Here is a 12305-nt window from a genome sequence, read left to right as displayed (position 1 = left end):
CACAGCGCCGATGGTACTGCAGGGGGGACCCTGTGGGAGAGTAGGACGCCGCCGAACTAATTGTAGAGAAAACCCCTGTACCGGGAATCCGGTACGGGGGTTTTCTGCGTTTAAGGCCGTTGGGTTCCGGGGCGTTCGGCGTCGTTTTCACGACGGCTGTACCAACCTCGTGTCGTAGGCCAGGATCACCGCCTGAATGCGGTCGCGTGTGCCTGTTTTCGCGAGGATGCGGCTGACGTGTGTCTTCACCGTCGACTCGGCGAGGTGGAGGCGGGTGGCGATCTCGGTGTTCGTCCAGCCCTGGCCGATGACGGTCAGGATTTCGCGTTCCCGGTCGGTGAGGACGGCGAGTCGTGGGTCCACGCCGGGGATCTCATCGGTGGCGGCTTCCGGCAGGTGCTGGACGTACGCGTCGAGGAGCCGTCGCGTCAGGCTCGGCGCCACCACCGCGTCGCCTGTCGCCACCGCACGGATGCCCGACAGCAGCTCCTCGGGCAGCGCGTCCTTGATGAGGAAGCCGGACGCGCCCGCGCGCAGACCCGCGTAGGCGTACTCGTCGAGGTCGAAGGTCGTGAGGATGAGGACGCGGGTGCGGTCGCCGGTGGCGGCGATGCGGCGGGTGGCCTCGATGCCGTCCAGGCCCGGCATACGGATGTCCATGAGGACGACGTCGGGGTGGAGTTCGGCGGTCATACGGATGGCCTCGGTGCCGTTCCCGGCCTCGCCGAGCACCGCGATGTCGTCCTGGCTCTCGAGGAGCATGCGGAAGCCGAGGCGCTGGAGGGGCTGGTCGTCGGCGATGAGGACGGTGGTCACGGGGTGAACTCCTCCGGTAGGTGCGCGTCGGATTCCTTCGGCAGGCGCACATGGACGCGCCAGCCGGACTCCGGGCCCGGGCCGGCCTCAAGTGTGCCGCCGTACAACGAGGTTCGCTCGCGCATTCCGGGGAGGCCGCGGCCGCTGTCCGACGAGGCGGTCCCGCCGCGTCCGGTGTCCGTGACCGTCAGACTGACGGCGCCACCGGCCTCGTACGACAGCTCGATCTCGGAAGTGGCTCCGGGGCCGGCGTGTTTGAGGGTGTTGGTGAGGGCCTCCTGGATGACGCGGTAGACGGTGAGCTGGCGGCCCGGGGGGAGGGAAGCGCGGCCGTGGACCGTGGTGCGGACGGGGAGGCCGGCGGCCCGTACGCCGTCGATGAGGTGGTCGAGGTCGGTCAGGGTGGGTTGTGGGGCCAGGGCGAGGTCTTCGGGCTGGTCGCGCAGGACGTCCAGGAGGCGGCGGAGTTCGGTGAGTGCCTGGCGGCTGGTGGTGCCGATGGCGTCCAGGGCCTGGGCGGCGCGTTCGGGGGACTTGGTGGCGGCGTACCGGCCGCCGTCCGCGAGTCCTGTGATGACGGACAGGTTGTGGCCGATGATGTCGTGCATCTCGCGGGCGATGCGGGCGCGTTCGGCTGCGGCGGCCAGCTGGATCTGCTGGTCGCGTTCGACCTCCAGTTGGCGGGCGCGTTCGACGAGGGAAGCGAGGTACTCCTGGCGGGTGCGGACGGCGATGCCGAGGAGTGCCGCCAGGGCGAGGCCCATCATGGCCGGGACGATGTTCTGCTCCGCGCTCTCGGTGGGAGAGCGGGCACTGGTCACGGCGAAGGGCACCACCACGAGGCCGTACGACCACAGGAGGGTGCGCAGACGGGTGCGCAGGGCCACGTTGAAGATGACGACGAGGAGGGTGAGGCCTGCCTGGAGGATGGCGCCGGACCAGGCGTTGACCACCGACATCGGGAACATCACCAGCAGGACCGCGAACGGGTGGGTGCGGCGCCACAGCAGCGGTACCGAGAAGCCCAGCGACATCATGGTGACGAGCCAGATGGGGAGCTCGGGACGGGCAGCGGTGTTCCGCCAGCTGCCGCCCGCGAGGTTTACCAGGCAGGCGGTGACGAAGAAGCCGGTGCACAGGACGTCCCACACCAGCGGGCGGTGCCGGTCGAAGGCGCGCGCCCGCTGGACGGCGCGGTGGAACTGGCGGGTGAGGGGCTGTCCGTTCGGCGTCCACTCGCCCTGCGAGTAGTCCTGGTCGCGTGTCACGGGACCGTCCTCTTCACGTGTCACGGGGCCATCCTCGTACGCCATCGTCCGTAGCCCGCCGTCATACGTCCCGGCGCTTCAGCAGCAGGCCCGCCGTGGCGAGTGTGGCCGCTGTCCACAGGGACAGTGCGAGCAGTGCCGCGCCCGGTGAGGCCGAGTCCGCTGACTGGTGGGCGTGGGTCAGGGATTCGAGGGACTTGGCGGGGAAGTAGCGCACGGCCTTGTCGACGATGTCGTACGGGATCATGGTGAGGACCTCCGGCAGGATCAGGATGCCGCCGATGAACGCGCCGATGCTGCCCGGGACGGAGCGGATCAGGGCGCCGAGGCCGAGGGCCATGACGGCGAGGAGCGTGAGACCGGCCGCGTTGCCCACCAAGGCACGGGCGATGCCCGGGTCGCTGAGCGAGGCCGCCTGGTCGGTGCCGGAGAGGAAGGTCTGGGCGAGCGGGAAGGTGAGGAAGTTCGTCGCCAGTACGACGGTGAAGGCGACCGCGCCCAGGACCGCGGCCTTGGACCACAGGACGGGGAGACGGCGCGGGACCGCTGTCATGCTGGAGCGGATCATGCCGGTCGAGTGCTCGCCCGCCGTGACCAGGATGCCCAGCACGCCGATGAGGATCTGCGTGAACTGCATGCCGAGCAGGACCAGGACGACGGTGTCCATTTTCCCGTCGCCGCCGGAATCGTAGGTCGTGCCGGTCACGATGCCCAGGGTGATCGTCAGGACGCTCGTCAGGGCCAGGGTGTACCAGGTGGAGCGGACCGTCCACAGCTTGTGCCATTCGGAGCGCAGGACGCGCCGCGGGGTGAGGGTGAGGACAGGGATGCTCATGTTGTCGCTCCTTCCAGGGGGGCGGCGTACTCGACGGAGTCGCGGGTGAGGTCCATGAAGGCCTCCTCCAACGAGGGGGCGCGCGGGGTGAGTTCGAAGAGCGGGATGCCGTGGGCGGCGGCGGTGTGGCCGATGTGTTCGGCGGTCGTGCCGCGGATCTCCAGGGTCTTGGGGGCGGCGCTGGTGATGGCCACGTCGGCTGCGGAGAGGAGCGCCGCGAGCGCGCTCGCCTCGGGGGTGACGACCTTGATCGTCCCGGTGCCGGAGTCCCGTACGAAGTCGGAGACGGTGGTGTCGGCGAGGAGTCGGCCGCGGCCGATGATGACGAGGCGCTCGGCGGTCAGCGCCATCTCGCTCATCAGATGCGAGGAGACGAAGACCGTACGGCCTTCTGCCGCGAGGGACTTGAGGAGGGTGCGGATCCACAGCACGCCCTCCGGGTCGAGGCCGTTGACCGGTTCGTCGAGGACGACGGTGGCGGGGTCGCCCAGCAGCGCGGCGGCGATGCCGAGGCGCTGGCCCATACCGAGGGAGAAGCCCTTGACGCGGCGGTGCGCGACCTCGGTCAGGCCGGTCAGGTCCAGGACGTGCTGGACGCGCCCGCGGGAGATTCCATGGGTGTGGGCCAGCGCCATCAGGTGGTGGTACGCGGTGCGGCCCGGGTGGATCGAGCGGGCCTCCAGCAGGGCGCCGACCTGGTGGAGGGGCGCCGGGTGGTCCTCGTAGGCGCGGTCGCCGATGAGCGCGCTGCCGCGGGTCGGGGTGTCCAGGCCGAGGATCATGCGCATCGTCGTGGACTTGCCGGCACCGTTGGGGCCGAGAAAGCCGGTGACGGTGCCGGGCCGGACGGTGAAGGTCAGATCGTGGACGACGGTCTTGTCGCCGTAGCGCTTGGTCAGTCCGGAGGCCGTAATCATGTCTTCGATGCTCGGGGCAGCGAGACGGTGCGGCGTCGGACCGGGGCGGGATGTCGGAGGGGCGGCGTAGTACCGGGGTATGACGGGGTCCCCGACATCGGGTTCCGGGTCCCCGTCACCCCGTGGTCACTTCAGGCGGGACGACGCCACGATCGAGACGATGTGCGCGGGAACGAGGAGCCACACGATCGCCGCCACGGCCACCGTCGCGATCTTCGTCGCCGTCAGGTCGCCGAGCGCCAGGTCGACGACCGCGGTCACGAGCAGCAGCAGGGTGCACTCGATGCCGTTGACCAGGCGGTGCAGGCCGACGGCCGAGGTGAGGCGGCGGACCCGGGCCAGGCCGGTGGAGCGCGGGACGACGGACTGGTCGGTGGCCTTCTCCATACCGCTGTCGGAACGGGCCACGTGGACCAGATCGGAGGACGACTTCAGGAGCAGGACGCCGATGGCCGCCGCCAGACCGGCCACCAGGTAGAGGTCCAGGCCGAGTTCGGAGGCGCGGATGCCCAGTCCGACCATGACGGCGGCGTCGGCGAGGTAGGCGCCGAGGCGGTCCAGATAGACCCCGAGCGGGCTGAACTGCTTGCGCCAGCGGGCCACTTCGCCGTCCACGCAGTCCAGCAGCAGGTACAACTGCATGAAGAGGACGGAGAGTACGGCGCCGCCCAGGCCCGGCAGGATCAGGGCGACTCCGGAGAGGACGCCCGCGAAGACCATCACCGTCGTGATCTGGTTCGGCGAGAAGCGCGTGCCCAGCATCAGGCGGGTCACCCGCAGCGAGAGCGCACGCATGTAGAGGCGGCCGGCCCAGTGCTCCGCCCTGCTGTCCAGTTTGCCCGCAGGGTGGATGACCTCGCGGAGTTCCTCTATTTGGACCTTGGTCATGCGGCTTTCTCCCCTGGATCAATGTGCGTTCAGGGAAGAGCATGACGGGGGCCCGGACGGAGGGTGTCGGCAGGGTGGATAACCGGTGGGTGATGTCGTACGCGCGTATTACGGTGGCCCCCATGAACCACGTGATCCGTTCCATACGTGCCGACGAGTGGGCCAAGGTGAAGGAGCTCCGGCTCGCCGCCCTGCGCGACCCCGTGGCGCATCTCGCGTTCCTGGATACGTATGAGAATGCCGCGGCGCGTCCCGACTCGGACTGGCGGGAGCGGGCGCAGAAGGCGGCCGAGGGGGCGAGCGAGCGGCGGCAGTTCGTCGCCGTGGGCGCGGACGGCGTGTGGGGTGGCTCCGTGGTCGTGCTGGTCGAGAAGGCCGGGGAGCGGGATGTCCTCGGGAATGTCATCGAGCGGGACCAGGGGCATCTGGTGGGGGTCTATGTGCGGCCCGAGCACCGGGGGCTCGGTGTCACCGACGCGCTCTTCGACGCCGCCCTCGCGTGGTCCTGGGAGATCGGCCTCGAGCACGTACGGCTGTTCGTGCACGAGAAGAACGGGCGGGCGGAGGCGTTCTACCGCAAGGCGGGTTTCGTGCCGACCGGGGGGACCATGGCGGCGCCGGGGGACACGGGGGAGCGGGAGCTGGAGTTTGTGATCAGTCGGGACCGCTGAGGTCCTCCGACGCTCGCCGGCGCCCGCCCGCTCTCGCTAGACCGGGAGCTCGTAGCGGGGCCAGCGAGCTCTGACCTGTTCCTTGGAGCGAAGCAGAGCCAGGGTCGGCAGGCCCTGATCCGCTCCGGTGGACAGCAGCTCCGGGAGCTGGGGAAGCGGAGCCACCGCGGCGACGTCGTCCAGGACCAGCGTGAGTGGTGGGTCGAGGCGACCAGAGGATGACCGTTCGGCCATGCGCCGGCCGCGCTCGACCACGCTTGAGGCGAGGGCCGTCAGGAGCGGCATCGCGCCGGGGTTCGCCTTGGGGTCCTCGATCGGTTCACCGACCACATAAAGCGTGCCCCCTTCGTTCACAAAGGAATCCAGGACGAGGGCGTCACTTCGGTTGGGTGTGCAGGATTCGCGGATGTTGACCGTGAAGAGCGAGGAGAGGGCGCGGGCCGTCAACTCCTGGGCGATATCGCGGCGTTCGGGGTGCGAGGTGAGCGCGGCCTCGAGTTCGCCGGCCGCGCCGGATGCGGCCTTGGGATGCGTGCGGAGGGTTCGTACGGCGTCCTGCACCTGCGTTCCCTGTGCCCAGCGGTGGACGTGGCGGAAGGCCTTGCCGTCCACGGCTGCGGCGTGCAGATAGCTCCGCAGGAGAGTTTCCGCGACGTCCGCCATCGCCTGGTCGACCTTGGCGGAGGGGCGTACGGGGGTCAGGAGAGCGACGGCTCTTGCTGCCGCCGTTGCCTTGTCCTCGCAGCCGGACGCGGGGTTCCAGTGGAGGCGGGCCGGGGTGTCGCAGAGGTGAGTGGGGTCGTAGAGAAGGACGGGGCCGAGTTTGGCTCGGGCGTCTTTCGTCTCCGACCAGGTTTTTGGGTTCGAGGTGATTACCAGGGCTGGGCCCTCCGCGTCGCGTACGGCCTGGGTTGCGGTGGGGTGGCGGGATTCGGGTGGGGCGAGGATGAGCGCGGCGGCTGTGGTTTGGGGGGTTTCCCACCCGCCCACCCGTTTACTGTCCGCTGCAAAGGGAGCCGTCGGCAGTAGGGGTGTCGGCAGCGGATGCGTCTGCGGGTGCGTCAGCGGGGGTGGTGTCGGCTGCGGTGCGTCTGCCCTCGGCTGCAGTGGCTCCGGCTTCTGCGGCGACTCTGTCGTGCGCTCCGCCCCCGTGGGCGGCTCCGTTTGCCGGTCCGTCGGTTCCGGCGTCGGGCGGGGGATCAGGACCTCGTGATGCGTCGGCTCCGGTTCCGGCTCGGATACCGGAGCCGGAGTGTCGTACATCCCCGCTCTTCGCCTCGCCCGTACCGCCCGCCACCGTGTCACTGTGCCCATCACGAACACCGTCAGCACGACCAGCACCATCAGCTGTCCGATGAACAGGCCCCAGAAGAGCCCGTACCCCGACAACTGGTCCGCGGGCGTGTCCGGCCATGCGCCCGCCATGTCACGCGGCTGCCCGATCAGATGCCGCAAGGCCAGTGGCGTACGGGAGAAGGTGACGGCCTGTGGCCAGGCCCCCCGGGCGAGCCACCCGGCGAGCCCCGTGGCCGACCACACCAGCGCCGTCATCCCGAGCAGGAAGGCGAGCACCCCGACCAGCAACCCGTCGGGGATGCCTCTTTCCTCGCCTCGTCCGTCCCGCCGGTCTTGTCTCATCTCACGCCACCGTGGACTCGGAGGAGCCGTCGAGATCGCTGAGGTGCTGCTCCACGAAGGCCGCCGCGCGCTCCTCGGCCTCCCGTTCCGCGGCGCGCAGCGCGTCGTCGGCGTGGAGGTCGGCGGAGGACTGGGTCATGGCCCGGTCGGTGAAGACCAAGGGGCGCTCCGTCTCGGTGATCAGGTGTTTCACCACCTGGACATTGCCGTTGACGTCCCAGACCGCGATGCCGGGTGTCAGGGTCGGGATGATCTCGACGGCCCACCGGGGCAGGCCGATCACCCGCCCCGTCGCCCTCGCCTCGTCCGCCTTCTGGGCGTAGATCGTCCGTGTCGACGCCATTTTCAGGATCGCCGCGGCCTCCTTCGCCGCCGCCCCGTCCACGACGTCGCTCAGGTGGTGCACCACCGCCACGAACGACAGACCCAACCGCCGCCCGAACTTCAGCAGGCGCTGGAAGAGCTGGGCCACGAACGGGCTGTTGATGATGTGCCACGCCTCCTCCACCAGGAAGATGCGCTTCTTGCGGTCGGGCCGGATCCACGTGTGCTCCAGCCACACGCCCACGATCGCCATCAGGATCGGCATGGCGATGGAGTTCCGGTCGATGTGGGACAGGTCGAAGACGATGAGCGGGGCGTCCAGGTCGATACCGACCGTCGTGGGGCCGTCGAACATGCCCCTCAGGTCACCGTCGACCAGCCGGTCCAGCACCAGGGCGACGTCCAGGCCCCAGGCCCGTACGTCGTCCAGGGCGACGTTCATCGCCTCGGCTGACTCGGGCTCGGGGTGCCGTAGCTGCTCGACGATGTCCATCAGTACTGGCTGGCGCTCGACGATCGTCTCGTTGACGTAGGCGTGCGCGACCTTGAGTGCGAAGCCGGACCGCTCGTCGAGCCCGTGCCCCATCGCGACCTCGATGATCGTCCGGAGCAGCGCCAGCTGGCCGGTGGTGGTGATCGCCGGGTCGAGGGGGTTGAGCCGGATGCCCATGTCCAGGGCGGCCGTCGGGTCGAGCCGGATGGGGGTTATCCCCAGCTCTTCCGCGATGAGGTTCCATTCGCCGACCCCGTCCTCGCCCTGCGCGTCCAGCACCACCACCTGCCGGTCGCGGAAGCGCAGCTGTCGCATGACGTACGTCTTCTCGAGCGCCGACTTGCCGTTGCCCGATTCGCCGAGGACCAGCCAGTGCGGTGCCGGCAGCTGCTGCCCGTACAGCTGGAAGGGGTCGTAGATGTACCCCTTCCCGGAGTACACCTCGCGTCCGATGATGACGCCCGAGTCGCCGAGGCCGGGCGCGGCGGTCGGCAGGTAGACGGCCTGCGCCTGGCCTGTGGACGTGCGCACGGGCAGGCGGGTCGTCTCGACCTTGCCGAAGAGGAAGCCTGTGAAGGCGTCCGTGAGGGCGGACATCGGATCCCGCATCAGAACATCAGCTCCTACCTGCGGATTCCGGTGGCGAACGGAAGGGTGTTGACGAAGGCCCGGTGGTGCTCACGGTCGCACCACTCCAGCTTCAGGTACGACTTGCCTGCCGATGCCCTTATCGTCCGTTTGTCGCGGGCGAGGGCCTCGGGGGAGCGGGAGGAGACGGTGATGTAGCCGACGAGGTTCACGCCGGCGGCTCCGCTCGCGAGGTCCTCGCCGCGCTGGTCCAGGCGGTTGTGGGAGGCGATGTCGCGGGGGTCGACCGTGCGGTTCATCTTGGCCTGACGGCTGGCCTCGGCCTCGTCGTTCGTCTTCTCGGTGAGCATGCGTTCGATGGCGACCTCGGTGGGTTCGAGGTCCATCGTGACGGCCACGGTCCGGATGACGTCCGGGGTGTGGACGAGAAGGGGCGCGAGGAAGTTGACGCCGACCGGGGTCATCGGCCATTCCTTCACCCAGGCCGTGGCGTGGCACCAGGGTGCGCGGGTGGAGGACTCGCGGGTCTTCGCCTGGAGGTAGGTGGGCTCCATGGCGTCCAGCTCGGCCGGCCAGGCGTTCCGCTTCGTCATCGCCTGGATGTGGTCTATCGGGTGGTCGGGGTCGTACATCGAGTGCACGAGGGAGGCGAGCCTGCCCTGGCCGAGCGGCTGCCGTACGCGGATGTCGGCTTCCTGCAGCCGGGAGCAGATGTCGGTCAGCTCGCGCGCCATGACGACGGCGAGCCCCGCGTCCCGGTCCAGCTTCTTGCCGCCCTGCGGCCGGGCGGCGCGCGCCATGGCATTCGCCTCGGCGGCCAGCTCGCGGGAGTAGTGCATGCACGCGACGAGATACGCCCGGTGCTGCTCGCTGCTCGTGGACACCATGGACTGGAGCTGGTCGTACGACTGCTGCAGCCAGCCGGGGGCCTTCTCGTCGCCTCGTACGGCGACGTCCTTGGCGTGGGCGTCCGGGTCGGCCGGGAGGGTGCGGGCGAGCATCTGGATGCGGGTGACGAAGCCGTCGCCGTTCGCGACGTGCTTGAGCAGCGTGCCGAAGCGGTCGACCAGGGCCTCCTGGTCCTCGCTGTCGCGCAGGCCGACGCCGGGGCCCTCGATCTCGATGGCCGCGGTGACCGTGCGGCGGTCGGCGTGCAGCAGCACGGCGATCTCGTCCGGGCCGAAGGGCGCGGCCAGCCAGGAGATGCGGCCGATGCCGGGGGGCGGGCCGATCTCGACCTCGCGGCCGTCGACGTGGGTGCCGGCCTCCATCACGTTGCTGCGGTAGGCCGTGCCGCGGCGGAGGCTGCGCTTGTAACTGCGGTTGATTTCAAACCATTTGTAGAACGTGCGGCGCTTGTACGGGACGTACACCGCGGCGAGTGCCACCAGCGGGAAGCCCGTCAGCAGCACGATCCGCAGCGAGAGCACCGGGACGAGCAGGCCGCACATCATGCCCAGGAACGCGCCCGCGATGATGAGCGCGATCTCGCCGGATTCACGATTCCGGCCGACGATCGCGTTCGGCCGGGCGCGGCCGATCAGATATGTACGGCGGGGCGTGACCGGATGGGACACGTGGGACTCGGTCGTCAACGCCCTTCACCTCCCGTGCGGTTGATACTGCTGCTGTTGCGGGTGTTGCCTGCGGGGCTCGTACGGGGCGGTGGTGCGGCGGATGGGACAGATCCGCCGCCTCCGTTCGATGTACGGGTGCTGTGGGCGGCTACGCCGCCGGAGGCGGGGTTGGCGGGGCGGGGCTGGCTGCTGCCGCCTCCGCCCCCTCCACCGCCGCCGCCGTTGTTGTCGGCGCGGGTGCTGTGGGTCTTGATGCCCTGGGCGACCAGGGTGGCCGGGGAGCTGATCACGGCCGCGGCCTTGCCCTCGGCGCCCTGCATGAGGCGGTTGTTGCGCGAGTGCGCGATCTCGTCGCCGAAGCCGGGGACGAAGCGGTAGATCATCGCGCTGGCGAAGATGGCCAGCAGGATGATGGCGAGGCCGGAGACGACGGCGGCGAGGGAGTCCGGGCCGCCGTCGGTGGCCAGCGCGCCGGCCAGGCCCAGCACGATGACGATCACCGGCTTCACCAGGATCACCGCGATCATGACGCCCGCCCAGCGGCGGACGTGGCCCCAGAGGTTCTTGTCGACGAGCCCCGAGTAGACGACGACGCCGAGGAGGGCGCCGACATACAGGAGCACGGCCCGCAGATACAGCTCCAGGTAGAGCACGCCCGCGGCGACGATGGAGACGAGCGACACCAGGATCAGCATGATCGGGCCGCCGCCGATGTCGTTGCCCTTGTCCAGGGCGGCGGAGAACGTGCCGAAGAACGTGTCCGTCTGGTTGCCGGTCGTCTTCGCGAGCACGTCACTGACGCTGTCGGTCGCCGAGACGACCGTGTACAGGATCAGCGGGGTGAAGGCGGAGGCCAGCACGGTGAGCCAGAGGAAGCCGATCGCCTCCGTCAGGGCGGTCGTCAGGGGGACGCCGCGCACCGCCCGCTTGGCTACGGCCAGCAGCCACAGCAGGAGGGTGAGGATCGCCGACGCCGCGAAGACGACGGCGTACTGCTGGAGGAACTTGGGGTTCGTGAAGTCGACGTCCGCGGTCTCCTTCACGGCCTTCGAGAGCTGGTCCACCGTCCAGGAGGCGGCGTCGGCACAGCCCTGGGCGAGGGAGGAGAGGGGGTCGAGGGTGGAGGTTACGGAGGGGGTGGTGGTTCCGCCGGAGCCGCCGGATCCGCTGTCGCTTTCGCAGTAGTTTTTGGCGGGGCCGCGGATGAGGTCGCAGGGGTCGTTGCTCGGCGTCGGTGTGGGGGCGGCGAGGGCGCGAGTGGCCAGCAGCACCGTCGTGGCCTGGACGGCCGTGACAGCGGCGGCGACTTTGAGTACGCGGCGGCTAGCGGGCATACGTGAACCCTCCGTACTCTTCGACAGCCTTGGTCATGTCGTCGGCGGTGGAGGCCCTCTGGTCACGCCCGACCGGGACCGGCCCGTCCTGCTGCGAGAAGTCGGTGACCTTCCAGTCCCCGCTGATCCACTTCAGTTGGTACGTCGTGGTGTACCAGCTCTCGGATACGGGGTTCGTGGACCCTTCCCCGGCCAGGCCGAAGAGCGATGTGTACCAGAGTTCGACCGTGGCGCTGTCAGCAGTAGAGGACGTGACCTTGGTGCCCACGGGGATGACTCGTGAGATGAAGGTCTGGCCGGTGGGCGCCGTGCCGTCTTTGTTCAGGCCGATGTTGGTCAGGAATTTCTCGCTGGAGTAGGCGCTGTCGAGGTCCGTCTGCCGGGCGGCGGCGACTTCGGGCGCGTACACCGTGTTGACGATCGTGTGCCGCTGGCCGGAGTCGAACATCCCGGTCGATCCGAGCGACACCCCGTAGTTCGCCGCCGCGCTCTGCGCCCCCTGCTCGCTGTGCGCGAACCCCGAAGGGATCGCCCCCGTCTTCGAATCCACCGGCCGCTCCCCCGAAGCCGCCGTAGGTGACGTGGTCGACGTGTCGCCCCCGCCCCCGTTTCCGTCGGTTGAGGAATCGTCTCCTCCGCGGTTCGCGAAGGCGATGGCGGCGATGAGGAGGACGACCACGCCCACCACCGTGACCAGGCTCCGCGAGGACGAGCGGCCGCGGCGGGCGCCGCCGTAGACGTCGCCGGCGCGGTCGGGGAGGCGGGTGCGGGTCTGGCCCGTACCCCCGTACCCCCCGTCCTCGCCGCGGGAAGCGTCCCCGTATCCGGGTTCGTCACCGAGACTCATGCCGCGCACGCCCCCTCAACCTCTTGCTGAACCAAGTAGTACGACGGTAGCCGTGCTGGTTCCCGCGCGGACGCGGTGTGGTGACTCGACATCAGGGAAACGCAACCTC

11 protein-coding genes are annotated in these 12305 nt (G+C 69.6%); 1 reads left to right on the top strand and 10 read right to left on the bottom strand.

Annotated elements, in window-relative coordinates; translation table 11 throughout:
* Nucleotides 1-147: 147 nt before the first annotated feature.
* The 5 genes from AB0D57_RS05945 to AB0D57_RS05925 all read right to left on the bottom strand — a co-directional run bounded on the left by AB0D57_RS05945 (nt 148) and on the right by AB0D57_RS05925 (nt 4724).
* On the bottom strand, nt 148-816 hold the full coding sequence (locus tag AB0D57_RS05945) for a response regulator transcription factor (RefSeq protein WP_362067451.1): 669 nt from the start codon (nt 814-816) through the stop codon (nt 148-150).
* Nucleotides 813-1970 carry a histidine kinase gene (locus tag AB0D57_RS05940; protein WP_362067475.1) on the bottom strand — a complete coding sequence of 386 codons (1158 nt, stop codon included), beginning with the start codon at nt 1968-1970 and terminating at the stop codon, nt 813-815. Before AB0D57_RS05940 ends, AB0D57_RS05945 begins: the two co-directional genes overlap by 4 nt.
* Nucleotides 1971-2145: 175 nt before the next feature.
* On the bottom strand, nt 2146-2919 hold the full coding sequence (locus AB0D57_RS05935; protein WP_362067449.1) for an ABC transporter permease: 774 nt from the start codon (nt 2917-2919) through the stop codon (nt 2146-2148).
* Nucleotides 2916-3836 carry an ATP-binding cassette domain-containing protein gene (locus tag AB0D57_RS05930; RefSeq protein WP_362067447.1) on the bottom strand — a complete coding sequence of 307 codons (921 nt, stop codon included), beginning with the start codon at nt 3834-3836 and terminating at the stop codon, nt 2916-2918. Before AB0D57_RS05930 ends, AB0D57_RS05935 begins: the two co-directional genes overlap by 4 nt.
* Nucleotides 3837-3962: 126 nt before the next feature.
* The gene (locus AB0D57_RS05925) at nt 3963-4724 is read right to left on the bottom strand and encodes a CDP-alcohol phosphatidyltransferase family protein (RefSeq protein WP_362067445.1); all 762 of its coding nucleotides are present in this window, start codon (nt 4722-4724) and stop codon (nt 3963-3965) included.
* Between the two features lie 122 nt (nt 4725-4846).
* Between AB0D57_RS05925 and AB0D57_RS05920 the strand changes: the two genes are divergently transcribed.
* Nucleotides 4847-5395: a GNAT family N-acetyltransferase gene (locus tag AB0D57_RS05920; RefSeq protein WP_362067443.1), complete on the top strand. Its 549-nt coding sequence runs from the start codon at nt 4847-4849 to the stop codon at nt 5393-5395.
* Nucleotides 5396-5431: 36 nt separating this feature from the next.
* On the opposite strand, the gene AB0D57_RS05915 is transcribed toward AB0D57_RS05920, so the two are convergent.
* From AB0D57_RS05915 to AB0D57_RS05895, 5 genes are read right to left on the bottom strand one after another with little or no spacing between them, the layout of a single operon-like run.
* Nucleotides 5432-7033 (bottom strand): type VI secretion protein, encoded by a 1602-nt coding sequence (locus AB0D57_RS05915; protein WP_362067441.1) that lies wholly within the window; start codon nt 7031-7033, stop codon nt 5432-5434.
* A 1-nt stretch (nt 7034) separates the two neighbouring features.
* Nucleotides 7035-8459, bottom strand: coding sequence for an ATP-binding protein (locus tag AB0D57_RS05910; protein WP_362067439.1), 1425 nt, complete (start codon nt 8457-8459; stop codon nt 7035-7037).
* Between the two features lie 14 nt (nt 8460-8473).
* Nucleotides 8474-10033 (bottom strand): SCO6880 family protein, encoded by a 1560-nt coding sequence (locus tag AB0D57_RS05905; RefSeq protein ID WP_362067437.1) that lies wholly within the window; start codon nt 10031-10033, stop codon nt 8474-8476.
* Nucleotides 10030-11349, bottom strand: coding sequence for a hypothetical protein (locus tag AB0D57_RS05900; protein ID WP_362067435.1), 1320 nt, complete (start codon nt 11347-11349; stop codon nt 10030-10032). The genes AB0D57_RS05905 and AB0D57_RS05900 overlap by 4 nt, the downstream gene beginning before the upstream one ends.
* Nucleotides 11339-12196: a hypothetical protein gene (locus tag AB0D57_RS05895; protein WP_362067433.1), complete on the bottom strand. Its 858-nt coding sequence runs from the start codon at nt 12194-12196 to the stop codon at nt 11339-11341. The genes AB0D57_RS05900 and AB0D57_RS05895 overlap by 11 nt, the downstream gene beginning before the upstream one ends.
* Between the last annotated feature and the right edge of the window lie 109 nt (nt 12197-12305).

Source organism: Streptomyces sp. NPDC048275 (genome assembly GCF_040652275.1).
Classification (GTDB): domain Bacteria; phylum Actinomycetota; class Actinomycetes; order Streptomycetales; family Streptomycetaceae; genus Streptomyces.
The sequence above is the reverse complement of the archived record's forward strand: the minus strand, read 5'-3'. Positions and strand labels throughout refer to the sequence as shown.

What these genes read in the sequence shown, in the direction of transcription:
- AB0D57_RS05920 (WP_362067443.1), top strand. Translation starts at nt 4,847, where the DNA reads ATGAACCACGTGATCCGTTCCATACGTGCCGACGAGTGGGCCAAGGTG.
- AB0D57_RS05900 (WP_362067435.1), bottom strand. Translation starts at nt 11,349, where the DNA reads ATGCCCGCTAGCCGCCGCGTACTCAAAGTCGCCGCCGCTGTCACGGCC.
- AB0D57_RS05895 (WP_362067433.1), bottom strand. Translation starts at nt 12,196, where the DNA reads ATGAGTCTCGGTGACGAACCCGGATACGGGGACGCTTCCCGCGGCGAG.
- AB0D57_RS05930 (WP_362067447.1), bottom strand. Translation starts at nt 3,836, where the DNA reads ATGATTACGGCCTCCGGACTGACCAAGCGCTACGGCGACAAGACCGTC.
- AB0D57_RS05915 (WP_362067441.1), bottom strand. Translation starts at nt 7,033, where the DNA reads ATGAGACAAGACCGGCGGGACGGACGAGGCGAGGAAAGAGGCATCCCC.
- AB0D57_RS05910 (WP_362067439.1), bottom strand. Translation starts at nt 8,459, where the DNA reads ATGCGGGATCCGATGTCCGCCCTCACGGACGCCTTCACAGGCTTCCTC.
- AB0D57_RS05925 (WP_362067445.1), bottom strand. Translation starts at nt 4,724, where the DNA reads ATGACCAAGGTCCAAATAGAGGAACTCCGCGAGGTCATCCACCCTGCG.
- AB0D57_RS05935 (WP_362067449.1), bottom strand. Translation starts at nt 2,919, where the DNA reads ATGAGCATCCCTGTCCTCACCCTCACCCCGCGGCGCGTCCTGCGCTCC.